Below are 24127 nucleotides of genomic sequence, written 5' to 3' on the forward strand. Positions count from 1 at the left end.
TCTCCGGTCGGGCGGGATCGCTGCCGACCCCACGACCCGAAGGTTTGGATGAGCAGACATGCCTGGTCCGTCAGATCGACCGCATCGTGTGCGAGTCGACGATGCCCGTATCGAGACCGAACGGCTCGTACTGCGCAGGTGGTCGACAGACGATGCTGCGGGGGCGGTCGCCGTGTACGGCGAAGACGAGGTCGCCCGATGGCTGGCCCCGGCCATGGGGACGGTGCCCGACAGGGAGGCCATGGCGGGAGTGCTCGGCCAGTGGATCGAGGAGTGCTCGCGCCTTGAACCCCCCGCGGGTCGTTGGGCCGTCGAGCTTTCGGAGACCGGCGAGCTCGTCGGCGGGGCCGCGATCCTGCCGCTGCCACCCGACGGTGTCGACCTGGAGATCGGCTGGCAGCTCGCGAGACCCTTCTGGGGACGTGGCCTGGCAACCGAAGCGGGCCACGGCGTGGCCCACTACGCCTTCACAGCGGGGGTGGACGAGGTCTTCGCCGTGGTGCGCCCCCGCAACACGCGTGGAATCGCGACGGCACGGCGCGTGGGCATGGAATGGGTGGGTGAGACGGACAAGTACTACGGACTCACCTTGCAGGTCTATCGGCTGCGCGAGGGGGACCTGGACGTCCCGCCTCTGCCCGGGCGCCGCTCACCGGCAGAGGGCGCGTGACAGGACGTCGTGAGCTGCGGGACGACAGCCGTCGTGGTGACAGCCGTCGTGGTGACAGATCAGGCCGCAGGAGCGGCCGGGACGACCCTGGCCGACCGGCCGGAGCCGGAGCCCGCGGGAAACGACGTGCTCGTCGAGGTCTACGCGTCGGGATACACCCCCGGCGCGCTGACGTGGCCCGGGACCCGGACCGATCGGCTGGGCCGGGACCGCACCCCGTCGATCCCCGGCCACGAGGTCGCCGGTGTCGTGACCGCCCTTGGCTACGGCACAAGGGGGCTGTCGGTGGGACAGCGGGTGTTCGGTCTCGCCTTCACCGTGCCACGGTTGCGAGGACGTCGTTGCCCAGTCGCTGGATGACATCCGTGGCGAGCCGGTGCCGCACCAGCTTGCCGTCCCGCGTGGAGCGCACCAGGCCCGCGTCGCGCAGCGTCCGCAGGGCCCGGGAGACCTGCGGTTCGCTGGATCCGAGCCGGGCGGCGAGCTCCGAGGTGGTGATGGGCTCGCCCAGCAGGTGGCGGCACAGCTCCATCCGGGCGGGCGAGGTCAGCGCCATCAGCCGGTCGTGCAGATCCCGCAGGGTCAGCTGTCCGTCCGGGGTGGTCCCGCGCGCCGGGTACTGCACCACCACGCACGACGGGTGCTCGTGCTTGACCGTCAGATGCGGCCAGACCCGGGCCGAGGGGACGAGGACGAGCGGGCGCGGGGCCACCCTCACCTCGTCGATCTGCAGCTTGTCCAGCCGGACCCGTTCCCCCGGCCCGACCCGGACCGCCGTCGGCAGCAGCTCGGCCAGCACGTCGGCGGGTGGCCGGGCCGCCAGTCGGCGACGTACTTCCCGCGCATGGTCCTCCAGGGCCGGCCGCAGCGTGCGCCAGTCGTCCGCGAAGAACGCGGTGTCGGCGGCCCGCAGCACCGCGAGCACACGGTCCCGCAGTTCCAGCGGTGCCGACACCAGCTGCCGCGCCAGCTCACCGCGGGCGTAGGAGCGGCGCAGACAGCGGCGGACGTAGTCCTCCGCGGTGGTGGTGCCGGCACGGAGTTCGTGTGCCGACGGCAGGGGCCGCGCGCTGGTGCCGAGGACTCCGGGCGCCACCAGTCCGAGGAAGGCATCCGCCGACAGCGTCGCGATCGCCGCCAGCGCCTCGTCCAGGCTCGCGGCGAGAGGAACCGCAAGGGGAAAGAACAGGCGGCAGCGGAAGCGGGCCCACAGCGGAGCGAACACGGACAACTCGTCGCGCAGTTCGGGGCCCGCGGCCGCGGCGCGGGCGGCCCAGTCGGCGGCCTCCGGGTGGTGCTCGGGTTCGGCGAGCACGTGCAGGCTCGCCATCAGTTCCGACAGGGCGAAGGGCCCGGCCACAAGGTCCGCGGGGCCGAGCCCTCCGAGGTCGAGGACGATGCTCACGCCGTCAGCGTACGGCGGTGCTCACCGCACCGGCGCGCCCGGACCGAGCGGGATGCCCAGCAGGTACCAGACGAAGAACAGCAGCACCCAGACCAGCAGCATGATCATCGCGAGGGGCAGCGTGAAGGAGACCAGAGTGCCGATGCCGGCCTTGTGGCGCAGGGTCTGCAGATAGCCGACACACAGCATGAACGACGTGCTCATCGGGGTGATGGAGTTGGTGCAGGAGTCGGCGATGCGGTAGAGGGCCATGGTGGTCGCCGGGCTGGTGCCCAGGAGCATCAGCATCGGCACGAGGGCCGGGGCGACCAGGGCCCACAGGGCGGAGCCGGAGGTGATGAGGAGGTTCATCAGCGCGACCGCGATGATCAGCAGGGAGAACAGCACCAACGTGGGCGCGCCCCACTGCTTGAGGAAGTCCGCGCCTTCGACCGCGACGACCGTGGCGATGTTGGTCCACTTGAACAGGGCCAGGAACTGGGACACGGCGAAGAAGAGCACCAACAGCGGGGCGATGGAACGCACTCCCTCCGCCATGAACTCCGGGATCGCCCGGCTCCCCCTGATCCGCCCGGTGAACCGCCCGTACACGGCACCGATGAGCAGGAAGAAGACGGTCAGGAAGACGGCGATGGAGTCCATGAAGGTGGACTCCACGATCGCCCCTCCCTCGCCGCGCAGCGGCGACGAGGCGGGCAGCATGGCAAGCACGATCAGCGCTGTATACCCGAGCACGGCCAGTCCGGTCAGCCTCAGGGCACGCGATTCGGTGCTGTCGTCGACCTCCGCGGCGACGACCCGCTGTGCCGCGGCGGTCTCCAGGTCGGCGTCGGGGACCAGGTGGTGCTCGCGCTTGGCGAGGACCTTGTCCACGACCAGGGCGATGGTGCCCGCCAGCACGAACGCCGAGACGGTGGTGAAGTACATGTTGTCCGTCGCGCGGACCACCACGTCCTCGTCGACGAGCTGCGCGGCCTCGGTGGCCACCGACGCGAACAGCGCGTCACCGGGGGCGATCAGCGGGTTGGCGTCGCCCGCCGCGTTGATGGCGACGAACGCGACGATCATGCCGAGCATCGGGGAGCGTCCCACGGCGCGGAAAGCCACCGCTCCGAGCGGGATGAGGACGACGTACGCGGAGTCGGACAGGAACTTCCCCAGCACACCGCCCAGGGCCACGCCCAGGACTACCGTGCGCGGGGACAGGCCCGACAGCATGCGGCGTGCGAGCGCTTCGAAGAGGCCCGACCGCTCGGCGACCGCGACGCCGAGCATCACCATCAGCACGGTTCCGAGCGGGCCGAAGGTGACGAAGGAGTCCTGGGCCCCGCTGACCAGGTCCCGTACGGCGTCCGCCGACAGGGCGCTCCGGACACCGACCGGGTCACCCGAGGACGGGTCCTCGACCTGAAGTCCGGAGGCGTTCAGTGCCCAGCTGACGAGGGCGACGACCCCGCCCAGGATCCAGAACAGCCAGAACGGATGCGGCAGCGCGTTGCCGGCCCGCTCGACCACGTCCAGGAGCCGGGAGCCACGGCCCCCCTTGCCGGGCTCGGCAGCCCGCGCCTCCCGGGTCCGGCTGTTCGGTGTGCTCATGGCGGCCTCCTGGGGGACGGTGAACGAGGGCATGACGCGGCCGCGCCGCGAGCAGGACGAGACGGCACCCCGGAGCCACGCACGATCCGTCGCGCCGTCGTGCCGTCGCGAGGGCTCGCGGGCAGTTCCCGGGGTGTGCGCTGCACAGTAGGTCCCGTGCCCGGTCCCGTCACCGTTCGACGGAACAGTTGACCTGATGACGTCAAGTGATCGCCATGACGTGGGCCACTGCCTAGCGTCACGGGTGTGACCTGCTACGACACCTCCCATGCCGGGCGGCCCGAACCCCTCCGGGGCGGCACGCTGTGGCGCCGCACCCTGCGCATCCCCGTGCGGGACGGCGTCCGTCTCGCGGCGGACCTGTACTCCGCCTCACCCGAGCCGGAGACGACCGCGCTTCCCGTGCTCCTCGAGCGCACCCCGTACGGCCGGCGCGCGCGGCGCGGTTCGGACCAGGACCGCGGCGATGCGCCGGTCCCGCGGCCGGAGGACATCGCCCGGCACTTCACCGACGCCCGCTACCACGTCGTGCGGCAGGACTGCCGGGGCCGCGGCGACTCCGAGGGAACGTTCGTGAAGTACCTCGGCGAGGGCCCGGACGGGGCGGACACCGTCGCGTGGCTCAGGAACCAGCCGTGGTGCGACGGCAGGGTCGTGATGACCGGGGTGTCCTACTCCGCCCACGTCCAGGCAGCCGCGGCCGCCGAGGGGGTGACCGGGCTCGCCGCCATGTTCCAGGACTCGGGCGGCTTCTCCTCCGCGTACGACGCGGGCATGCGGATGGGCGGCGCCTTCGAACTGAAGCAGGTGACCTGGGCACTGCGCCAGGCGGCGAAGAGCCCGGAGGCGGCGGTGGACCCGGTGCTGGCCGAGGAACTGCGGCGGGTGGACGTGGCGGGCTGGTTCGGTGCGATGCCGTGGCGGCCGGGCTGCACGCCGCTGCGGCACCTGCCGGCGTACGAGGACTTCCTGCTGGAGCAGTGGCGGGAGGACACCTTCGGGGACTACTACCGCAACCCGGCGATCTACGGGCGCGGTTTCTACGACCGTTTCCCGGACGTGCCGAGCCTCCACATGGGCAGTTGGTACGACCCCTACGTCCGTTCCACCATCGAGAACTTCACCGCCCTGCGGGAGCTGAAGTCGGCCCCCTCCTACCTGGTGATGGGCCCGTGGACGCACGGGCACCGCTGCGACACGTACGCCGGGGACGTGGACTTCGGCCCGCGGGCCGCACTGGACGGCAACCTCGCCCCGTCCTACCTGGAGTTCCGGCGCCGCTGGTTCGACCGAGCGCTGGGCCGGGAGGACGAGGGGCGTCCGGACGGCGGCGACCTCCCCGCCGTCCAGTACTTCCTGATGGGCGGCGGCGACGGCCGACGTGACGGGGCGGGGCGGATGCGGCACGGTGGCGCATGGCGCACCGACACCCGATGGCCGCCGGCCTTCACGGCACCCGTCGCGCTCTACCTCACCCCCGCGGGCAATCTCACCCTCGCCCCGCCCACCGAGGCCGCCGCGTCGGTGACCTACGACTTCGACCCGCGCCACCCGGTCCCCACCATGGGCGGGCAGGTCACCTCGGGCGAGCCGGTGATGACGGGCGGGGCCTACGATCAGAACGCCCCCGACGCCCGGGTGCACGGGGCGCGGGAGCCGTACCTGCCGCTGGACTCCCGCCCGGACGTCATCACCCTGACCACACCCCCGCTCGAACGGGACGTGATCCTGGCCGGCCCGGTGTCGGCACGGCTCCACGTCTCCACGACCGCCCCGGACACCGACTTCACCATCAAGCTGATCGACGTCCACCCGCCCAACGCCGACTATCCGCACGGCTTCGCCATGAACCTCACCGACGGCATCTTCCGCTGCCGCTTCCACCGCTCGTACGAGAAGCCGGAACTGCTCACTCCGGGCGAGGTGTACGAGGTCGAGGTCGCCGCCCCCGACACGGCGAACCGCTTCGCCGCCGGCCACCGCATCCGGCTCGACATCTCCTCCAGCAACTTCCCCCGCTTCGACGTCAACACCAACACCGGCCGGCCGGAGGCAGCCGCCCGCCGCACCGCCGTCGCCGCGAACACCGTGCACATGGATGCCGAGCGCCCCTCCCACCTCCGAGTGTGGCTGGAAGGGGGAGCAGACGCACTCGCGTAGCCGGGCAGCCGACTCGAGGCTCTAGAAGAACCCAAGCTTCTTCGGGCTGTATGAACAAAGAATGTTCTTGGTCTGCTGGTAGTGCTCCAGCATCATCTTGTGATTCTCCCGGCCGATGCCCGACTGCTTGTAGCCGCCGAAGGCTGCGTGCGCCGGGTAGGCGTGGTAGCAGTTCGTCCACACGCGTCCCGCCTGGATCGCGCGGCCCGCGCGGTAGGCGGTGTTCATGTCGCGGGTCCATACCCCGGCGCCGAGGCCGTACAGCGTGTCGTTGGCGGTCTTGACGGCGTCGTCGAAGTCGTCGAAGGACGTCACCGACACCACCGGGCCGAAGATCTCCTCCTGGAAGATCCGCATCCGGTTGTGGCCCTCGAAGATCGTCGGCTGGACGTAGTAGCCGCCCTTCAACTCGCCGTCGTGCTCGATCCGCTCACCACCGGTGAGTACCTTCGCGCCCTCCTGGCGGCCGATGTCCAGGTAGGAGAGGATCTTCTCCAGCTGGTCGTTGGAGGCCTGCGCGCCGATCATCGTGCCGGTGTCCAGGGGATGGCCGGGCTTGATCAGCTCGGTGCGGGCGACGGCCGCCTCCATGAACTCGGCGTAGGCGCCCCGCTGGACGAGCGCCCGGGACGGGCAGGTGCAGACCTCACCCTGGTTGAGCGCGAACATCGTGAAGCCCTCGAGCGCCTTGTCGCGGAAGTCGTCGTCCCGCGCCCAGACGTCGTCGAAGAAGATGTTCGGCGACTTGCCGCCCAGCTCCAGTGTGACCGGTTTGATGTTCTCCGAGGCGTACTGCATGATCAGCCGGCCGGTGGTGGTCTCGCCGGTGAACGCCACCTTCGCCACCCGGGGGCTCGACGCGAGCGGTTTGCCCGCCTCCACGCCGAAGCCGTTGACGACGTTCAGGACGCCGGGCGGCAGCAGGTCCGCGACCAGGCTCAGCCAGTAGTGGATCGAGGCCGGGGTCTGCTCCGCGGGCTTCAGTACGACCGCGTTTCCGGCGGCGAGGGCGGGCGCGAGCTTCCAGGTCGCCATCAGGATCGGGAAGTTCCACGGGATGATCTGCGCGACGACCCCCAACGGCTCGTGGAAGTGGTACGCCACGGTGTCGTCGTCGATCTCGCCGAGCGAACCCTCCTGGGCGCGGACCGCGCCCGCGAAGTAGCGGAAGTGGTCGATGGCGAGGGGGATGTCGGCCGCCAGAGTCTCGCGCACCGGCTTGCCGTTCTCCCAGGTCTCGGCGACCGCCAGGCGCTCCAGGTTCGCCTCCATGCGGTCGGCGATCTTCAGCAGGATGTCGGAACGCTCGGTCACCGAGGTACGGCCCCAGCCCGGAGCGGCCTCGTGGGCGGCGTCGAGCGCCCGCTCCACGTCGTCCGCCGTGCCGCGCGCGATCTCGGTGAACGGCAGGCCGTTCACCGGGGACGGGTTCTCGAAGTACTGCCCGCGCGCCGGCGGCACGTACTCGCCGCCGATGAAGTGGTCGTAGCGCGACTGATAGGAGACGATCGCGCCCTCGGTGCCGGGCGCCGCGTAACGGGTCATCCTGTCTGCCTCCCTCATCGAGCGCTGTCCGCCGTTGGACAGCTCTGCGCGCGAGGCTAGGCAGCGGGACGTTGCAGACACGTTGCGCGCGTCGCGGTCGGCGCCCGGTCGCTCGGAGCGCCGCTCGGCGGAGGGCGCTCACCAGGCGTTGGGCGCGGCCAGCTCCGACTCCAGCGCCGCGAGCCGGGAGCTCGTCGCCGCCGTGGGCCGCACCGCCGCGAGCGCACGCCACACGTCGAGGTCGTCCTCTCCCCAGGGTGCGTGAGCCCAGTCGGCCAGCAGGTCGGGGTCACCGCAGGCGATCAGCGCCGCGCGCAGACCGTCGGCGAGCCGGCGCCTGAGCCGTGCGACCGCCGGAGCCTGGGAGCCGGGCAGCAGCGGACCCGCGTACGCCGACGCGGCCGCCGTGATCGCACCGGCCCGCAGCCGGCGTTCGACGACGGAGGCGTCGGACTCGACGGGCATCGTGAGCCGGTACGGCCGGGAAGCCAGTCGGCCGGGTCCCAGGATGCCGCGCAGCCGGGCCAGCTCGGCCCTCAGCGTCACCGGCGGTACCGTCTCGTCCTCGTACAGAGCGCACAGCAACTCGTCGCCCGTCAGACCCTCCGGATGGTGGGCCAGCAGCACGACGATCTCGCTGTGCCGCCGGCTCATCCGGACCCTGCGACCGTCCGCGCTCAGCAGGGCCTCGTCGCGGCCCAGCGCGGTCAGCTCGGCCGCCTCAGGACCGGACGGCTCCGGAGCGAGCAGCGCCAGCTGGGACTCCGCGGCACGCGCCACCGCCTGTACGAAGCCCAGACTGTGCGGATGCGCCAGACCGTCACCGCCGGTGATGTCCACGGCGCCGAGCACCCGACCGGTGCGGGGATCGTGCACCGGAGCGGCGGCGCAGGTCCAGGGCTGTACCCGGCGTATGAAGTGCTCGGCCGCGAACACCTGCACCGGACGGCCGACGGCCACCGCCGTGCCCGGCGCGTTCGTCCCGACGGCCGACTCCGACCAGCGGGCCCCGGGCACGAAGTTCATCCGTCCCGCCCGGCGCCGGGTGGCAGGATGCCCCTCGACCCACAGCAGCCTGCCGTGCGCGTCGCACACCGCGAGCAGATGCTCGCCGTCGGCGGCGAACGTGCCCAGCAACTCGCGGACCAGCGGCATCACCCGCGACAGCGGGTGTTCGGCCCGGTAGGCGCCGAGGTCGCCGTCCATCAGCTCCACGCTCGCGGTACCGTCCGGGCCGACACCCGCCCGCACCGACCGCCGCCACGAATCCGCGACCACGGCCCGCACGGGCCGCGGCACCGTCCCCGCTTCGGTGAAGGTCTCGTGGGCCCGGCGCAGTGCCCGCGCGTGCTCGACGGGGTCGGCCCCCGGTTCCAGAGCCAGCCATGCATCGGTCAACTCGGCCTCCCCGGACGGTGTTGCGGTGTGGGACATCGTGACTCCGCGGGTACGCGCGGACAACCACTTCGACCAGCCGGACACCCGAATGTGGCGCTCCGAGTGGGCCGGCGAGGATGTCGGGCGACGGCCGGGCGACGGCGGGGCGACGGCGGGGCGACGGCCGGACGAGGGGTCAGGCGAAGTTGACCAGTCTGATGTAGCGGGTCCAGTCCCAGAACGGCCCCGGATCCGTGTGGTCGCTGCCGGGGACCTCGTGGTGCGCGATGATGTGCGTGCGGTCCTTGGGGATGCCGTAGGCGGTGCAGATCGCCGCGGTGAGCCGGGCCGACTGCTCGTACATGGCGTTGGTGAAGTACTCGGGACGGTCGACCCACCCCTCGTGTTCGATCCCGATGCTGCGGGTGTTGTAGTCCCAGTTGCCCGCGTGCCAGGCGATGTCCGTCTCCCGCACACACTGCGCCACGTGCCCGTCGGAGGACCGGACCACGTAGTGCGCGGACACCTGCTTCTCGGGATCGCGGAAGATGGACAGCGTGTCCGCGTACGTCTCCTGCGTGACGTGGACGACCACGAAGTCGACGGGGTAGGCCGTGGGCCGGCTCGACCGGCTGTAGTTCGACGTGTTCGCCGGCAGCCACTCGGCTGAGGGGTAGTCGACGGCGCGGACCTGCGCGGCGGCCCGGGTACCGGAGAGCAGGGTGTAGGGGACGGTGGCCAGCGCGGCGCCCTTCAGGAGCCGCCGCCTGGTCGGAGCGGGTGCTGTCCTCTCCCTTTCCATGGGATTGCCCTTTCGTCGGTGGGCCCAGGGCCCGGTGGGGGGGGAGTGCTCAGCCGTTCGGAACGGAATGACGGAGCGACATGTCCGAGCGGCACGACAGAGCGAAATGACTGCGGAACGAAATGACTGCGGAACGAAGTGACTGCGGAGCGGAATGCCGACGCGGACGTCCGACCGCCCCGTGGGCGAGGTGCGTCCGCGTGAATCACCGTACGGGGAGCGGGGGTTGCGCAGTAGAGCGCCGCGCCGTTCCGTGGACAGCCACCGCCTTGTGGACACCGTGCTCACTCGATCGAGTGAACGGGAGCGACGGTTCGGCTTGTCGGTGACCCCGGCGGGCGAGTGTCAGGCCCGCTCCGCCACCGCGCCGGGATCGTCCAGGACCGCCCGGACCACCGAGTGCGCGGCGCCGAGCAGCGGCCCTTGCGGACCCAGCTCGGAGACCGCGACCGGGCAGGCGGGGCCCGCCGTGCGCCGGGCCAGTTCGTCCCGCAGCGACGGCAGCAGCCAGGGCGCGAGTCCGGCGAGGGCGCCGCCCAGCACCACGCCCTCGGGGTCCAGCAGGTTCACCGCACCGGTCAGGGCGATGCCGAGCGCCGTGCCCGCCTCGCGCAGGGCACGCCGTACGTCCTCGTCACCCTCCGCGGCCCGTCCGGCGAGCAGCCCGACCCGGTCTTCCCCGGGCTCGACGCCCGCCGCGCGCAGGACCGCCTTCTCACCGGCGTACTGTTCCAGGCACCCGCGCCCGCCGCAGGCACACGCGGGCCCGTCGGGATGGACCGGCACGTGCCCCAGCTCACCGGCGAACCCGCGGGTACCGCGCAGCAGCCGACCGTCGAACACCACGGCCGCGCCGATGCCGATCTCGGCCGAGACGTGCAGGAAGTCCCGGGGAGTGCCGTCGCCGAGCCAGAGTTCGGCGAGCGCGCCGAAGTTGGCCTCGTTGTCCACGGTCGGCGGCAGATCCGCCGGCAGCAGGGCGCCGAGGTCCGCGTCGTGCCAGTCCAGGTTCGGCGCGCGGACGACCGTCCGGCCGTCCCTGGCCACCAGACCGGGCACGGCCACCGCGAGCCCGGCCGGCCACAGTCCCTCGGTCTCCGCCTCCGAGACCACCTGCCGCACCAGGCCGGTGAGCTGCTCCAGCACCGGCTCCGGCGAACGGCCCCGGTTGCTGCCGTACCGCACCGCACGCGCGCGGACGCGGCCGCGGAGGTCCACCGCGCAGACCGCCAGATGGTCGACGCCGACCTCCGCCCCGATGCCGGCCGGGCCCTGCCCGCTGACCGCGAGTGCGGACCCGGGACGACCCACACGGCCGGGGCGTTCGGGACCCAACTCCTCCAGCAGGCCCGAGCGGATGAGTTCGTCCACGAGGGTAGACACCGCGGCCCGCGTCAGCCCGATCCGCGAGGCCACGGCGGCCCGGGACAGTGGGCCCTCGGCGCTGACGGTGTGCATCACCCGCGCCAGATTGCGGCGGCGCATCCCCTGCTGGGTGTCCGGCAGCGCGCGCCCTGGGCGGGCCGGCTGGGCTTCGTGCGGCGGTGCGCTCATGCCTCCGTCAGTCCTTGGTCTGTCGTCGCTCGGTCCGGTCCCGGCCGGTCCCCACGGTTCGCGGGCGGGCCACGTGCGGGCCGTCCGGCGCCGGAGGCGAGGGGGGATGCCCCCTCCTCACGTCCCGGTCTGCTCGGCGACCCGTCCACGGCGGCTCCGCGGGGAGCGGAGCGTGGACTGTCCGCCGGTGGCCCCGCCCGTGCGGGCGCGCCCTCAGCGGGAGGCCGCGTCCCGTTCCAGCAGCGGTGCCGCGTCGGAGAGTACCCCGGTGATCCGGTTGAGCGTCGCCTCGTCCCGTTCCACGGCGTCGAGCACCGGCCCGGCGGCCGTGTCCCAGCGTCGGGCGACCGCGGCCGCGTCCTCACCGGTCAGCAGACCGGCCGCCTGCGCCGCGGCACCGAGCGCGACCAGCTCCCTGGCCTCCGGGATCTGGACCGGGCGTCCCGACAGCCGCAGTACCGTCTGCTGCCAGGCCGTCCCGCGGGCACCGCCGCCGATCAGCAGCAGCGGCGCGGACGGGTCCGCGTCGGCGTCGAGGACGAGGTCGAGCGCGCCGAGCAGCGAATGGACGGCGCCGTCGTACGCGGCCTGGAGCAGCTGTCCGGCGGTCGTGTCGTGGCGCAGCCCGTGCAGGAGGCCGGAGGAGTGCGGGAGGTTCGGTGTGCGCTCGCCGTCGAGGAAGGGCAGCAGGGTGACGCCGGTGCCCGGCTCGACGGCTTCCCGGTCCAGGCCCAGCAGGGACGCGACGCGGTCCACGGCGAGCGTGCAGTTGAGGGTGCAGGCCAGCGGCAGCCAGTCGCCGCGCGCGTCGGCGAAGCCCGCCACGGTGCCGGTCGGGTCGGCGGGCCGGCGCTGCGACACGGCGTACGCCGTGCCCGACGTGCCGAGGCTCATCACCGGGACGCCGGGGCGCAGTCCGAGCCCCAGCGCGGCGGCCGCGTTGTCGCCGGTGCCGGCGGCGACCAGGGTGCCCTTGGAGAACGGCAGGCCGTGGTCGGCGCGCACGGTGCCGGCCACCTCGCCGGGCCGGACCACCCGGGGCAGCAACACCGGGTCGAGGCCCACGCGCGCGAGGATCTCCTCGTCGTAGGCCTCCGTGCCCGACGCCCACCAGCCGGTGCCGGACACGTCGCCGCGGTCGGTGGTCCCCTCGCCGGTGAGGCGCTCGGTGAGGTAGTCGTGGGGGAGCCGTACGGCCTTCACCGCGCGGGCCGCCTCCGGCTCGTGCTCGGCCAGCCAGGCCCACTTGGTGACCGTGAAGGAGGCGCTGGGCACGCTCCCCGTGCGCTCCGCCCAGGCCTTGGCCCCGCCCAGCTCGTCGATCAGCCGGCGGGCCTGCGGAGCGGAGCGCACGTCGTTCCAGAGCAGGGCGGGGCGCACCGGCTCGCCCTGGGCGTCCAGCGTGACCAGACCGTGCTGCTGTCCGCCGATGGACACCGCGGCGGCCTCGCGGGCGGCCTCGCCGCACTGGCTCAGGGCCTCGCCGAGCGCGTCCCACCACTGGCGGGGATCGCTCTCGCGGCCGGTCCCGGAGGACACGGTGTGGGGCGCCTGGCCGCTCGCGACGACCCGGCCGGTGGCCGCGTCGACGACCAGTGCCTTGGTGGACTGGGTGGACGTGTCCACGCCGACGACGAGCGGACCCTCGGCTGCTGACATCGGGCTTCTCCCTCTTCCGCGGGTCCTGTGACCCGGCCTTCACTCCTTCGGGGACACCTTGTCCCTTCCCAGGACCGTGTGTGCATACTAATTTGTAAAGCGCCATGACGAAATAGTCGGCAGCGATTGATCGGCATCGAGTGAGGAGCCGCGGAATGAACTACCAGCCCACTCCCGAGGACAGGTTCACTTTCGGTTTGTGGACGGTCGGCTGGCAGGGCCGTGACCCGTTCGGTGACGCCACCAGGCAGGCCCTGGACCCCGCCGAGTCGGTACGGCGTCTGTCCGAGCTGGGTGCGCACGGCGTCACCTTCCACGACGACGACCTGATCCCCTTCGGGTCGAGCGACACGGAGCGGGAGTCGCACATCAAGCGGTTCCGGCAGGCGCTGGACGCGACCGGCATGAAGGTGCCGATGGCGACGACGAACCTGTTCACGCACCCGGTGTTCAAGGACGGCGCCTTCACGGCGAACGACCGGGACGTGCGGCGGTACGCGCTGCGCAAGACGATCCGCAACATCGACCTCGCGGTCGAGCTGGGCGCGAGCGTCTACGTGGCCTGGGGAGGCCGCGAGGGCGCGGAGTCCGGTGCGGCCAAGGACGTGCGGGACGCCCTGGACCGGATGAAGGAGGCCTTCGACCTGTTGGGCGAGTACGTCACCGAGCAGGGCTACGACCTGAAGTTCGCGATCGAGCCCAAGCCGAACGAGCCGCGCGGTGACATCCTGCTCCCGACCGTGGGGCACGCCCTGGCGTTCATCGAGCGTCTCGAGCGGCCGGAGCTGTACGGCGTGAATCCGGAGGTCGGCCACGAGCAGATGGCCGGTCTGAACTTCCCCCACGGGATCGCACAGGCGCTGTGGGCGGGCAAGCTCTTCCACATTGACCTCAATGGCCAGTCGGGCATCAAGTACGACCAGGACCTGCGGTTCGGGGCGGGCGACCTGCGGGCCGCCTTCTGGCTCGTCGACCTGCTGGAGCGGGCCGGGTACGCGGGGCCGCGGCACTTCGACTTCAAGCCGCCGCGGACCGAGGACCTCGACGGCGTCTGGGCGTCGGCGGCCGGCTGCATGCGCAACTACCTGATCCTCAAGGACCGGGCGGCGGCATTCCGCGCCGACCCGCAGGTGCAGGAGGCGCTGGCCGCGGCGCGGCTGGACGAACTGGCCCGCCCGACCGCCGAGGACGGTCTCGCCGCCCTGCTGGCCGACCGGAGCGCCTACGACACGTTCGACGTGGACGCGGCCGCCGAGCGAGGCATGGCCTTCGAGCACCTCGACCAGCTCGCCATGGACCACCTCCTCGGCGCCCGCTGACCGGTCCGGCACTCGTGAGCACGCTCCGGCCCCGTCCTTCGCGGACGGGGCCGGAGCTCGTCAGGGGCGTCACCCGGCAGGGCGGGACGGGGCGTCAGAGCTCGCAGTCCGTCGCGAGGGCCGCCGCGGCCAGGGCCGTCGCCGGGTCCTGGCTCGGGCCGCCCACGGGGACCCATCGGCCGTGCTCCCTGCGGTACGGCCACCAACGCCCTTGGCGGTCCAGGCGGAGCTGGTGAGGCGCGCCGACGACGGTCCACCGGTTGGCCCGCGCCTTCAGCGAGGGCCGCTCGTCCTCCTCCCAGGCCGAGTCCAGTGCCGCACGCGCGCGTGCGAGCGTGTCGGCCTTCACCGCCCACTCCTCCTCCAGCACGGACAGGGCCGCTCCGCCTCCGAGCCGCCATGCGCGTACGGCCGCGGCCAGTGCCTCCCGCGTGCGCCCCGAACCGTCGGCGAGGCGGTCCATCACGTCCGGTCGCGGATCCCCCGCGGCCAAGCGCACCGCATCCTGTGCCGGGGTCGGCTCCGGTGCCACCGCGTGCCCGCCGTGCCCGCCGCGCAGGGCCTCGGCGAGCAGGCGGTGGGCCTCCGCGGCCGTCCGCGAGGCCAGAAAGGACAGGCCGGAAGGGTCGACGCCCGGCGGAGGCGCCGCCTCGGTGTCCAGGGACGGCGGCATGCCCGGGCCCTCCCCGGGACCGGGCGGCGGGGGCAACGGGGGCAGCACCTGGCCCGCCGCGTACGCCTCCGCGGCGGCCACACCCTCCGGCCGGGACGAGACGTCCTCCGTGGGCGCGGAGCCGTGTGTCTGGAGAGCGTCGAGTACGGCACCCTCCGCGCGTCCCCGCATCAACAGCAGGACGAAGGGGTCCTGGTCCAGCAGCCTCGCGACCTGGTAGCAGAGCGCGGCGGTGTGCCCGCAGTGGTCCCAGGCGCCGCAGTCGCACTCCGGTTCCAAGTCGCCCATGCCCGGCAGCAGGTCGATGCCGGCGGCCGCGGCGTCCTCCACGAGGTGCGGCGGCATGTCGCGGTCCAGCAACGCCGCGACATGCCCCGACCGTTCGATCGCCATGTCGACAAAGCGATCCCACTGTGCGTCGGAGAGCTGCTCCAGCAGGACATCGGCCCGGTGCGCCGTACGGTCCCGGTCCTGGACGACCGCGGTGATGCGCCCCGGCCGCACCGACACCGCCCCGACCGCTCCCGCGCGCGCCAGCCGGCGCCCCGTCTTCACCTGCGCCGCGTCCATCGCCGCGTCCTCCAGCGCCTTCAGCCAGGCGCGGCCCCACCAGGTCTGCGCGAAGCCCCGTCCCTGTGCGGGCGGCAGCGCGAGGAACGTCCGCTCCGCCTCGTCGTCGTACCGGGTCATCGCGTACCCCCTCGCAGCTCGACCAGGTCGGCCAGTTCCGCGTCCGTCAGTTCCGTGAGTGCCGCCTCGCCCGAGCCCAGAACGGCGTCGGCGAGTGCCCTCTTGCGGTCCAGGAGGGCGGCGATGCGGTCTTCGATGGTCCCCTCGGCGATCAGCCGGTGCACCTGCACGGGACGGGTCTGGCCGATCCGGTGGGCACGGTCGGTGGCCTGTGCCTCGACGGCCGGGTTCCACCAGCGGTCGTAGTGAACGACGTGCTCCGCGCGCGTGAGGTTCAGTCCGGTGCCCGCCGCCTTCAGGGACAGCAGGAAGACCGGGGCCTCGCCGTCCTGGAAGCGTCGCACCAGCGACTCCCGTGCGGTGACGGACGTGCCGCCGTGCAGGAACAGCGACGACACTCCGCGCGCGGCCAGGTGCTGCTCCAGGAGCCGCGCCATCTGCACGTACTGCGTGAAGACCAGCACGCTCGCCTCCTCGCTGAGGATCGTGTCGAGCAACTCGTCCAGCAGTTCCAGCTTCCCCGAGCGGCCGGTGATCCTCGGCCGGTCCTCTTTGAGGAACTGCGCCGGGTGGTTGCAGATCTGCTTGAGGCTCGTCAGCAGCTTCACGATCAGGCCGCGCCGCGCCATGTGGTCGGCCCCGGCGATCTCCGCGAGTGCCTCGCGCACCACCGCCTCGTACAGGCCCGTCTGTTCGGCGGTCAGCGACACGGGATGGTCCGTCTCGGTCTTCGGTGGCAGTTCCGGCGCGATGCCGGGATCCGATTTGCGGCGTCGCAGCAGGAAGGGCCGTACGAGCCGGGCGAGTCGCTCCGCCGCTGCCGGGTCCTGTCCGCCCTCGACGGCCTGGGCGTAGTGCCGGCGGAAGCTGCCGAGCCGGCCCAGCAGCCCGGGGGTGGTCCAGTCGAGGACGGCCCACAGCTCCGAGAGGTTGTTCTCCACCGGGGTGCCGGTGAGCGCCACGCGCGCGCGTGCGCCGATGGTGCGCAGTTGTCGCGCGGTCTCGGAGTACGGGTTCTTCACGTGCTGCGCCTCGTCCGCCACGACCATGCCCCACGACACGGTGGAGAGCCGTTCGGTGTCCAGGCGCATGGTGCCGTAGGTGGTCAGCACGAACTCGCCGTCCGCGAGGTCGTCGAGGTCGCGGCGAGGCCCGTGGAAGCGGCGTACGGGTGTGCCGGGCGTGAACCGTTCGATCTCCCGCTGCCAGTTGCCCATCAGGGAGGTCGGGCAGACCACCAGAGTGGGACCGGCGGCCTCCGCGTCCGACTGCCGGTGCAGATGCAGGGCGATCAGTGTGATGGTCTTCCCGAGCCCCATGTCGTCGGCGAGGCAGCAGCCGAGGCCCAACGACGTCATGCGGACCAGCCAGTTGAGGCCACGTCGCTGGTAGTCGCGCAGCGTGGCCCGGAGGGCGGCGGGCTGCGCCACTGGCTCCTGCGCCTCGGGGTCGGCGAGGCGCTCCCGCAGCGACGCCAGCCATCCCGTGGGGCGGACCTCCACGCGGTGTCCGTCGACCTCCGCCGAGCCCGTCAGGGCCGCGGCCAGGGCGTCGACCGGCGTGACCTTGTGGTCCTGGCGGGCGCGGGCGCGGTGGGCCTCCTCCGGATCGACGAGCACCCACTGGTCGCGCAGGCGCACGAGGGGGCGATTCGCCTCGGCGAGCAGGTCCAGCTCCTCGCGCGTGAGGGCCTCGCCGCCCAGGGCGAACGTCCAGTCGAAGGCGAGCAGCGCGTCCGCGGACAGCAACGACGGGCCGGCTTCGGGCGCAGCGGCACGCCATGCCGGGCCGCCGTCGGGCGGTCCCACCTCGGCGCGCTCGGTCAGGTCGCGGGCCAGCTCCCGCGGCCAGTGCACGTCGACTCCGGCACCGGCGAGCGCCCGGGAGCCGGTTCCGAGAAGCTCGGTGATCTCTTCGTCGGTGAGTTCGACGGCATCCGGTACGGTCGCCGACAGCAGGGGCGTGAGCGAGGGCCAGGCCCGTGCCGCCCGGCGCAGGGCGAGCAGGGCGTCCATCCGTGCGCGCGTGCCGAACGCCTCTGCCACGGTGCCGGCCCACACCTGAGCGGTGTCGGCGACGAGCCCGGGATCGCTGACGCTGTGCACCTGTGGCACCGCCCGGAACGTCGGCCGGGCGTCCTGGGGAGCCGCCGCCGACAGCCCCCGCACCTCGATACGCAGCGACAGCCGTACGCCCGTGTCGTGTCCCGCGGCGACGTCCAGGGCCCATTCGCGCAGTTCGGGCGAAGGCCGCGGCGCGCGCGAGGCGTAGGCGGGCCCGGCCGTCAGGAGTTCGGCGGCGGGGGAGCGGGGCAGCGTGTCCGCGACGGCGTCCAGGAAGGACCGCACCAAGAGTTCCGGGTCGGGCAGCCGCAGGGGACCGGCGCCGTCCACCGGGACCGCGTGGGCCTCGGGCGGCATGGCGGCGGCGAGATGGCGGACCCGCTCGGTCCCCTCGGCGTCCAGTGGACCGGTGCGCCAGGCGTCGTGTCCGCCCGCGGACAGGCCGGGCAGCAACAGCCCGCGTGCCACGAGGTGCAGGGCCTCGACGGCGACCGCTCCCCAGAACACCGACGCCCGGTGGCCGTCCGCGCGGGCACGCGCGCGTGTGAGCACCGGCAGGGCTGCCCGTACCGGGAGCAGCACGGCCGGCACGCTCACCGCCTCCACACCGTCGCCGTCGGGCAGTGCGACCGTCAGGCTTCCCGGGGCCCCCGTCGGTACGATGCCGGGCGCCTCGCCGTCGGGGCGCCAGAACGCGACCGTGCCGGTGCGCGCCGGATCGCCGGGCAGGAAGACGGCACAGCAGTCGACGAGTGCGGAGACCTCGGAGGGGTCGGGAGGAGTGTTCTGCGCAGCGATGACGTATTCCTCAAATTTGACTAGCCAGGGTGCGGCGGCCGAGTGTACACGGACGTCGAGACCGTGGGCTGCGACTTCGGCGTGGCATGCGTCACTATTCAGTGGGGGAGGTGTTGCGCCGATGCCTTCCCGGACTCGGTCGCCGACGAGCTCTCAGGGGCGCGTAGGGGTCGGTCCTCAGGGAGTTCTCAGGGTCGCGCCGCGGAACCGCCACGAGCGCGGGTCCGTTTTCAGGACAGAGAGCGGCAGTGGCCGCGAAGGAGGCGACATCATGTCGAAGAACGCCAAGGTCGCAGCAGGTGGCGTGGCGGCCGGGCTCATCCTGCTGATCTGGCTGCCCTGGTGGGCCGCCCTGCTGATAGTTCTGGGAGTCCCGGCCGCCGCCTACCTCACGCTCGACCCCTCGCAGCGGCGCAGGCTGCGCCGTGTCTCACGCAAGGAGATAGGCCGTTGAGGCGCTGACGCCCACGACGGCCGGCTCCCGGCGGTGGGACGCCTTCCGTGTCCCCGGTCAGCTCGGCCGTACGGCCATTTTGTCGAGGGCTTCCAGGAGTCCGGGCAGCGACGGCCCCCGCCCCACCGGCATGACCTCACCGGGCTCCTCGTCGAGCAGGATGAAGGCGATGTCGTCGGTCCTGGCGACGAGTGACCAGCCGGGGCCGTCCGCACGCAGCGTCCGCGCGTCCCCCGGCGCGAACGACGACCGGACCCGGCCGAGCGGCGGTGGTGAGTCGACGTAGGCGCGGGCCTCCGCGAGGACCCGCCGGACCCCGCCGTGTCCGGAGACCTCCGCGCCGGGCCGACCGTCCGTGGCCACGCTCTGGTCCGCGGCGTCGGCCGGTGTGCCCGCGCCGGTGCCCGTGCCGCCCTCTCCGCCGTCGCCGGGGACCCCCTCCGCCGCACCGGCGTCGCCGCCCGGCGTCGGGAACTCCGCGTCGTCGATCTGCTCCCGCCACTGTGCCCACTGCAGGGCGATCTCGTCGGCCCCCAGGCGGCGCTGCGGCGGCCCCCAGACGGTGGTGTCCGGCGGGCACAGTGCGGGCTGGTCGGTGGACTCGGGTCCCGGGTCGTGCGGCACGGGTACACCGGGTGCCGCCACGGCGACCGCGAGGGGCCAGCCGGGCAGTGCCGTGACGACCGTTCGCTCGTCCGGCGACAGGTCGTACTCCATGCCGCAGTCCCAGGACGCCACGGCGACGGCCACCAGCGAGACGTCATCGACGACGACCGTCCACCGGGCGCCGTCACCGTCCTGGCCCAGCACCAGGCCGTAGCCGTCGGCCAGCGGTGGGAGACCGAGCGCGGCGCACGCCTCCGGGTAGTCGTCGCCCAGCACACTCGGAAACTTCGCCGGCGTCAGCAGTACCGCCGTGAGCACATAGAGCGCATCGTCCGCGGCGGCGACGGCGTCCTCGTCCGTCCCGGCCATCCCAGCCTCCCCATCGGTTCGTCCAATGGCGGGCACCCTAGTGCGCCGGAGAAGCCCTTGTCACGACTCCCGGACGCACCCGAGCTGCAGCTTTCCGGTTGGACGGGGGCGAATCGACCACCCGGCGCCGGGGGTGGGTTCAGGTCGCGGGCAGCCCCAGCAGCGCACGGGCCACGTCCCCCGGGGGCTCGTCCCGTTCCCGCGCGAGCGCGATCACGGCCCGGCACGCCAGTTCGTTGACCCCGAACGACAGGGCCTCCGGCGACACGCGGCCCGCCGCCTCGTCGATCCGGTCCTGGTCGTCGTCCACGCACGCCGAGACGTACGCGGCTGCGGCCTCGAACAGGTTGTGCGAGCGGGGCCCGCCGCCCGTGGCCCCCTGCTTGCTCCCCTCCGTGCGCCGAGCGGTGCGGGATCTGTCCCAAGCCTCGCGGATCCTGGCGAACAAGCGAACCACCCTCCCCAACCGATCACCCTGGCTGACCGTACATCTCCTGCTACTCAACGTAGAGTTGAAGTCCCGACGGCAGAAGGGGGCGGCCATGGCAGGACGCTTCGAGCGATTGGCGCGGATCCGGCGCATGGATCCCCACGAGGACGCCTCGGAGATCTATCGGCTGTGCTCGGCCTACGAGTTCCCCTGGGACTTCGCGCGTGCCCTGGAGTTGGCGCTCTACCGCACCTACGCCGTGCCGAGCATCGGCCGACTGCTCGCCGAGACCGCGGAGTTCACCGACCGGCCCCAGAAGCGCTACGACGACACGGCGCTGCTGCTCGACGCCGTGGTCGAGCACGGCTTCGACAGCCGGCAGGGCCGCACGGCCATCCGGCGCATCAACCAGATGCACCGCAGCTACGACATCACCAACGACGACATGCGGTACGTCCTGTGTACGTTCGTGGTGATCCCCAAGCGCTGGATCGACACCTACGGATGGCGCCGGATGTCGCGCCACGAGACCGTCGCCTCCGCCACGCACTACCACACGCTGGGGCGGCACATGGGCATCAAGGACGTTCCCGGTTCCTACGAGGAGTTCGAGGCCTGCCTCGACGCCTACGAGGAGGCCCACTTCGCCTGGGACGAGGGCGCGCGCCGCGTCTCCGACGCCACACTCGACCTCATGGCCTCCTGGTATCCGCGCCCTCTTGCACCGCTCCTGCGCGCCGGGACCCTCGCCCTGCTCGACGAACCCCTGCTGCGGGCCTTCGGCTACGTTCCGCCGAGCCCCGTCACCCGCGCGGTCGTGCGCCGCGCCGTCAGGCTGCGCGGGCGCGCGGTCCGCCTGCTGCCGCCAAGGCGCGCCCCGCACCATGCCCGGCAGAACTGGGAGATCAAGGGCTATCCGAACGGCTACCGGCTGGCCGATCTGGGCACCCGCCCGGCCCCCGGCCTCCGGGGCTGCCCGGTCCGACACATCGACACGTCAGCCGCCGAGTGACGCGATCGTCTCCCGCAGCCAGCTGAGTTCCGCCCGGGAGGTGGCCCGCGCGACGATCAGTACGCCACGCCGGAAGGGGTCGTCCAACTCCTCGGCGCCCAACGGGCGGTCACCGTCGTAGAAGAAGCTCGCGGGCTCTTCCAGGAAGGCGAGCCGGCGGTGCAGTACGGCGGCCTGGGCGGCGGCGTCGTCCAGGTGCCGGAGGAAGGCGAGCACCGTGAACCAGCGGTTCTCGTCGGTGATGTCGCGCCGAACGGGTTCGGCGAGCCGTCGGCGCAGCTCCCGCCGCCCCTCCTCGGTGAGGGTCAGAACATGACGCGGTGCGGCAACGGAACCGGGCTGCGTGGTGCGCTCGAGAAGGCCCGCCGTCTCCAGGCGCTTGATAGCGGGATAGAGCGTGCTCTCGGCGACCGGCCGTACGTGCCCCGTCAGCGCGGTGATGCGCTTGCGCAGTTCGTAGCCGTGCAGTGGATTGTCGTAGAGGAAACCGAGGACGGCGAGCTCCAGCATGCCCGCATTGTCTCCCGAGGCCTCTGCGGCTCTTGAAGTCGGTGTACATCGTGCACTCAATACATCGTAGGCGATGTATCCTCTGGCGCGGCATGAGGAACGTGGCACATCACGGGGGGACGGCATGAACGAGGCACGGTTCGACGACAGGGGGAGTCTCATCCGTTGGACGGAGACGCCCGGAGAGGAACCCGCCCGGGTGTACGTGCACGGGCTCGGCTCGGTCTCGTCCGTGTACCACGCCCACATCGCGGCGCGCGCGGAACTCGCCGGCCGGCGCAGCCTCTTCGTCGATCTGCCCGGTCACGGCATCAGCGACCGCCCTGAGGATTTCGGGTACACGCTCGTCGACCACGCCGACGCGCTGGCCGCCGCTCTGGACTCGGCAGGACTGACCGGCGCCGAACTGGTCGCGCACAGCATGGGTGGTGCCGTCGCCGTCGTCCTCGCCCACCGGCGGCCGGAACTGGTCTCCCGCCTGGTCCTCACGGAGGCCAACCTGGACGCGCCCCCGCCGCCGACCGCGGGCAGCAGCGTCATCGCCTCCTACAAGGAGGACGAGTTCGTCGCCGGCGGCCACGCGCGCGTGCTTGAGGACGTCGGCCCCCAGTGGGCCGCGACGATGCGGCTGACGGATCCCCGCGCCCTGCACCGCTCCGCCGTCGGGCTGTGCCGGGGATCGGACCCGGTCATGCGCATCCTCCTCGCGGAGCTCAAGGTGGAGCGTGTCTGTCTTCAGGGCGAACTCAGCGGCGAACTGCCGGGCCGGGAGGCCCTGGAAGCGGCCGGCGTGCGCGTGACGACCGTGCCGGGTGCCGGGCACAACGTCATGCTCGACCGCCCCGACGCGTTCGCGGCGGCGATCGCCCGGCGGGACTGACTCAGCCCGTGCGGGTCGCCAGGACCAGGAACCGATCCTCCTCGTCGACGTACGCCGTCATCTCCCACCCTGAACCGGCCAGCAGCGGCCGGAGGTTGGCCTCGGCACGAAGGTCGCCCGGCGTGAGCCGCCGCCCCTGCCGTGCCGCGAGGGCCGCCCGGCCGATCGGGTGGAACAGTGCCAGCACACCGCCGGGCCGCACTACGCGCGCCAACTCCCGCAGGTTTCGGGCCGGATCCGGAAGATGCGCGACGAGACCCGCGGCGAAGACCGCGTCGAGTGTCCGGGAACGCAGGGGCAGCGCGGCCACGTCGGTCAGCAGCAGACGTCCGTCACGGTCCCTCCCCGCCCGTACCGCGGCCTGGAGCATGGCAGGCGTCAGATCGGCCCCGACGACCAGCCCCGACGGCCCCACGACCGCACGCAACGGGGGCAGGGCGCGACCGGTGCCGCATCCGGCATCGAGCACCCGATCGCCCTCGCGCAGCCCCAGCCCGGCGACCGCGGCGGTGTAGGCCGGTCCGTCGTCCGGGAACCGGCGGTCCCAGTCGGCGGCCCGGGAGCCGAAGAATTCCTGGACGTGCGTGTGGTCGTCGCTCATGCTTCGCATGATCCCCCAAGCGCACGCGAACCACGCGGAGCACAGAGAGAGCCGCAGTGCACACGTTCGAGCGTGACGCGATCGTTCCATCTCACCTCTGTGCCAGATAGCAACACCTTTCGAAATGCGCCCCCGTTGTGCGCCCCGTTCGGGACTAGCGTCCCGGGGCCATGGGACACCTGGACCACGCCGCTCTCGGCTGGCTGACCCCCGCGCTGTCGTACGCGATGGCCTGTACCGGCGCCGCCCTCGGGCTGCGCTGCACCGTGCGCGCCCTGGCCGCCACCGGGCGCACGCGCCGCAACTGGCTCCTGACCGCGGCCTCGGCGATCGGCACGGGCATCTGGACGATGCACTTCGTCGCCATGCTCGGCTTCCGGGTCAGCGGCACGGACATCCGGTACGACGTACCGCTCACCCTCGTGAGTCTGCTCGTCGCGGTGCTCGTCGTCTGCGCCGGCGTCTTCGCCGTCGGCTACGGCCGCAACCGGGCAGGGGCACTCCTGCTCGGCGGACTCACCACCGGAATCGGCGTCGCGAGCATGCACTATCTCGGCATGGCGGCCATGCGCCTGCACGGCGAGGTGAGCTACGACCCGGTACGCGTCGGACTCTCGGTGGTCATCGCCGTCGCGGCCGCCACAGCCGCTCTGTGGGCGGCGCTCAACACCCGGTCGCCGCTCGCCGTCGCCTTCGCCTCGTTGATCATGGGGGCGGCGGTGAGCAGCATGCACTACACCGGCATGCTCGCCGTGAGCGTGCGCGTCACGCCCTCCGGCGACGCGCTGCCCGGGGCCACGGCGATGCAGTTCATCTTCCCCCTCGCCGTCGGCCTCGGGTCCTACCTCTTCCTGACCTCGGCCTTCGTCGCGCTGTCGCCGACGGCCCGGGAGCACGAGGCGTCCGCCTCGGCCCGGCAGCAACCCGCCGGGAGCACCGCCCCGTAACGGCGGA

The 24127-nt window shown here is 72.5% G+C and carries 20 protein-coding genes and 1 pseudogene; 8 read left to right on the plus strand and 13 right to left on the minus strand.

What is annotated here, in order from left to right:
• Positions 1 to 88: 88 nt before the first annotated feature.
• Positions 89 to 670, plus strand: coding sequence for a GNAT family N-acetyltransferase (locus ACFYZ3_RS23710; protein ID WP_388521098.1), 582 nt, complete (start codon positions 89 to 91; stop codon positions 668 to 670).
• A 36-nt stretch (positions 671 to 706) separates the two neighbouring features.
• Positions 707 to 982: pseudogene (locus ACFYZ3_RS23715) on the plus strand (alcohol dehydrogenase catalytic domain-containing protein); the annotation flags it as partial.
• A 1-nt stretch (position 983) separates the two neighbouring features.
• Here ACFYZ3_RS23715 and ACFYZ3_RS23720 read toward each other — a convergent pair.
• Both ACFYZ3_RS23720 and ACFYZ3_RS23725 read right to left on the minus strand, forming a co-directional pair.
• Positions 984 to 2075 carry a DUF5937 family protein gene (locus ACFYZ3_RS23720; RefSeq protein WP_388521101.1) on the minus strand — a complete coding sequence of 364 codons (1092 nt, stop codon included), beginning with the start codon at positions 2073 to 2075 and terminating at the stop codon, positions 984 to 986.
• Positions 2076 to 2096: 21 nt separating this feature from the next.
• The gene (locus ACFYZ3_RS23725; RefSeq protein WP_388521104.1) at positions 2097 to 3671 is read right to left on the minus strand and encodes an AbgT family transporter; all 1575 of its coding nucleotides are present in this window, start codon (positions 3669 to 3671) and stop codon (positions 2097 to 2099) included.
• Between the two features lie 246 nt (positions 3672 to 3917).
• Between ACFYZ3_RS23725 and ACFYZ3_RS23730 the strand changes: the two genes are divergently transcribed.
• Positions 3918 to 5831, plus strand: a complete 1914-nt coding sequence (locus tag ACFYZ3_RS23730; protein ID WP_388521107.1) for a CocE/NonD family hydrolase — start codon at positions 3918 to 3920, stop codon at positions 5829 to 5831.
• A gap of 21 nt (positions 5832 to 5852) precedes the next feature.
• Here ACFYZ3_RS23730 and ACFYZ3_RS23735 read toward each other — a convergent pair whose 3' ends face one another.
• The 5 genes from ACFYZ3_RS23735 to xylB all read right to left on the minus strand — a co-directional run bounded on the left by ACFYZ3_RS23735 (position 5853) and on the right by xylB (position 12768).
• Positions 5853 to 7376, minus strand: a complete 1524-nt coding sequence (locus ACFYZ3_RS23735) for an aldehyde dehydrogenase family protein (RefSeq protein WP_388521110.1) — start codon at positions 7374 to 7376, stop codon at positions 5853 to 5855.
• A gap of 138 nt (positions 7377 to 7514) precedes the next feature.
• A complete protein-coding gene (locus ACFYZ3_RS23740) occupies positions 7515 to 8810 on the minus strand; it encodes a GAF domain-containing protein (RefSeq protein ID WP_388521113.1) in 1296 nt (431 codons plus the stop codon).
• 139 nt (positions 8811 to 8949) lie between these two features.
• Positions 8950 to 9555, minus strand: a complete 606-nt coding sequence (locus ACFYZ3_RS23745; RefSeq protein ID WP_388521116.1) for an N-acetylmuramoyl-L-alanine amidase — start codon at positions 9553 to 9555, stop codon at positions 8950 to 8952.
• A gap of 345 nt (positions 9556 to 9900) precedes the next feature.
• Positions 9901 to 11109, minus strand: coding sequence for an ROK family protein (locus ACFYZ3_RS23750; protein WP_388521118.1), 1209 nt, complete (start codon positions 11107 to 11109; stop codon positions 9901 to 9903).
• A 213-nt stretch (positions 11110 to 11322) separates the two neighbouring features.
• Complete coding sequence (xylB, locus tag ACFYZ3_RS23755) at positions 11323 to 12768, minus strand: xylulokinase (protein WP_388521121.1); 1446 nt, start codon at positions 12766 to 12768, stop codon at positions 11323 to 11325.
• 155 nt (positions 12769 to 12923) lie between these two features.
• On the opposite strand from xylB, the gene xylA reads away from it, so the two are divergent.
• Positions 12924 to 14087 (plus strand): xylose isomerase, encoded by a 1164-nt coding sequence (xylA, locus tag ACFYZ3_RS23760; protein ID WP_388521124.1) that lies wholly within the window; start codon positions 12924 to 12926, stop codon positions 14085 to 14087.
• Positions 14088 to 14181: 94 nt separating this feature from the next.
• Here xylA and ACFYZ3_RS23765 read toward each other — a convergent pair whose 3' ends face one another.
• On the minus strand, positions 14182 to 15450 hold the full coding sequence (locus tag ACFYZ3_RS23765; RefSeq protein WP_388521127.1) for an SWF or SNF family helicase: 1269 nt from the start codon (positions 15448 to 15450) through the stop codon (positions 14182 to 14184).
• The gene (locus ACFYZ3_RS23770; protein WP_388521517.1) at positions 15447 to 18311 is read right to left on the minus strand and encodes a DEAD/DEAH box helicase; all 2865 of its coding nucleotides are present in this window, start codon (positions 18309 to 18311) and stop codon (positions 15447 to 15449) included. Before ACFYZ3_RS23770 ends, ACFYZ3_RS23765 begins: the two co-directional genes overlap by 4 nt.
• A gap of 271 nt (positions 18312 to 18582) precedes the next feature.
• On the opposite strand from ACFYZ3_RS23770, the gene ACFYZ3_RS23775 reads away from it, so the two are divergent.
• Complete coding sequence (locus ACFYZ3_RS23775) at positions 18583 to 18765, plus strand: hypothetical protein (protein WP_016325661.1); 183 nt, start codon at positions 18583 to 18585, stop codon at positions 18763 to 18765.
• A gap of 57 nt (positions 18766 to 18822) precedes the next feature.
• Here ACFYZ3_RS23775 and ACFYZ3_RS23780 read toward each other — a convergent pair whose 3' ends face one another.
• Both ACFYZ3_RS23780 and ACFYZ3_RS23785 read right to left on the minus strand, forming a co-directional pair.
• The gene (locus ACFYZ3_RS23780; RefSeq protein WP_388521130.1) at positions 18823 to 19740 is read right to left on the minus strand and encodes a hypothetical protein; all 918 of its coding nucleotides are present in this window, start codon (positions 19738 to 19740) and stop codon (positions 18823 to 18825) included.
• A 139-nt stretch (positions 19741 to 19879) separates the two neighbouring features.
• Positions 19880 to 20188: a hypothetical protein gene (locus ACFYZ3_RS23785; protein WP_388521133.1), complete on the minus strand. Its 309-nt coding sequence runs from the start codon at positions 20186 to 20188 to the stop codon at positions 19880 to 19882.
• A gap of 94 nt (positions 20189 to 20282) precedes the next feature.
• On the opposite strand from ACFYZ3_RS23785, the gene ACFYZ3_RS23790 reads away from it, so the two are divergent.
• On the plus strand, positions 20283 to 21182 hold the full coding sequence (locus ACFYZ3_RS23790) for an oxygenase MpaB family protein (protein ID WP_388521136.1): 900 nt from the start codon (positions 20283 to 20285) through the stop codon (positions 21180 to 21182).
• Here ACFYZ3_RS23790 and ACFYZ3_RS23795 read toward each other — a convergent pair.
• On the minus strand, positions 21168 to 21692 hold the full coding sequence (locus ACFYZ3_RS23795) for a PadR family transcriptional regulator (RefSeq protein ID WP_388521138.1): 525 nt from the start codon (positions 21690 to 21692) through the stop codon (positions 21168 to 21170). The genes ACFYZ3_RS23790 and ACFYZ3_RS23795 overlap by 15 nt on opposite strands.
• A 124-nt stretch (positions 21693 to 21816) precedes the next feature.
• Here ACFYZ3_RS23795 and ACFYZ3_RS23800 point away from each other — a divergent pair, with 124 nt between their 5' ends.
• The gene (locus tag ACFYZ3_RS23800; RefSeq protein WP_388521141.1) at positions 21817 to 22572 is read left to right on the plus strand and encodes an alpha/beta fold hydrolase; all 756 of its coding nucleotides are present in this window, start codon (positions 21817 to 21819) and stop codon (positions 22570 to 22572) included.
• Between the two features lies 1 nt (position 22573).
• Here the strand turns inward: ACFYZ3_RS23800 and ACFYZ3_RS23805 are convergent, their stop codons facing one another.
• Positions 22574 to 23173, minus strand: a complete 600-nt coding sequence (locus ACFYZ3_RS23805) for a class I SAM-dependent methyltransferase (RefSeq protein WP_388521143.1) — start codon at positions 23171 to 23173, stop codon at positions 22574 to 22576.
• 170 nt (positions 23174 to 23343) lie between these two features.
• Here ACFYZ3_RS23805 and ACFYZ3_RS23810 point away from each other — a divergent pair, with 170 nt between their 5' ends.
• On the plus strand, positions 23344 to 24120 hold the full coding sequence (locus ACFYZ3_RS23810; protein WP_388521145.1) for an MHYT domain-containing protein: 777 nt from the start codon (positions 23344 to 23346) through the stop codon (positions 24118 to 24120).
• Positions 24121 to 24127: the final 7 nt, after the last annotated feature.

Origin of the sequence: Streptomyces sp. NPDC001599 (genome assembly GCF_042893535.1) — a bacterium.
In the GTDB taxonomy this organism is placed as follows: domain Bacteria; phylum Actinomycetota; class Actinomycetes; order Streptomycetales; family Streptomycetaceae; genus Streptomyces.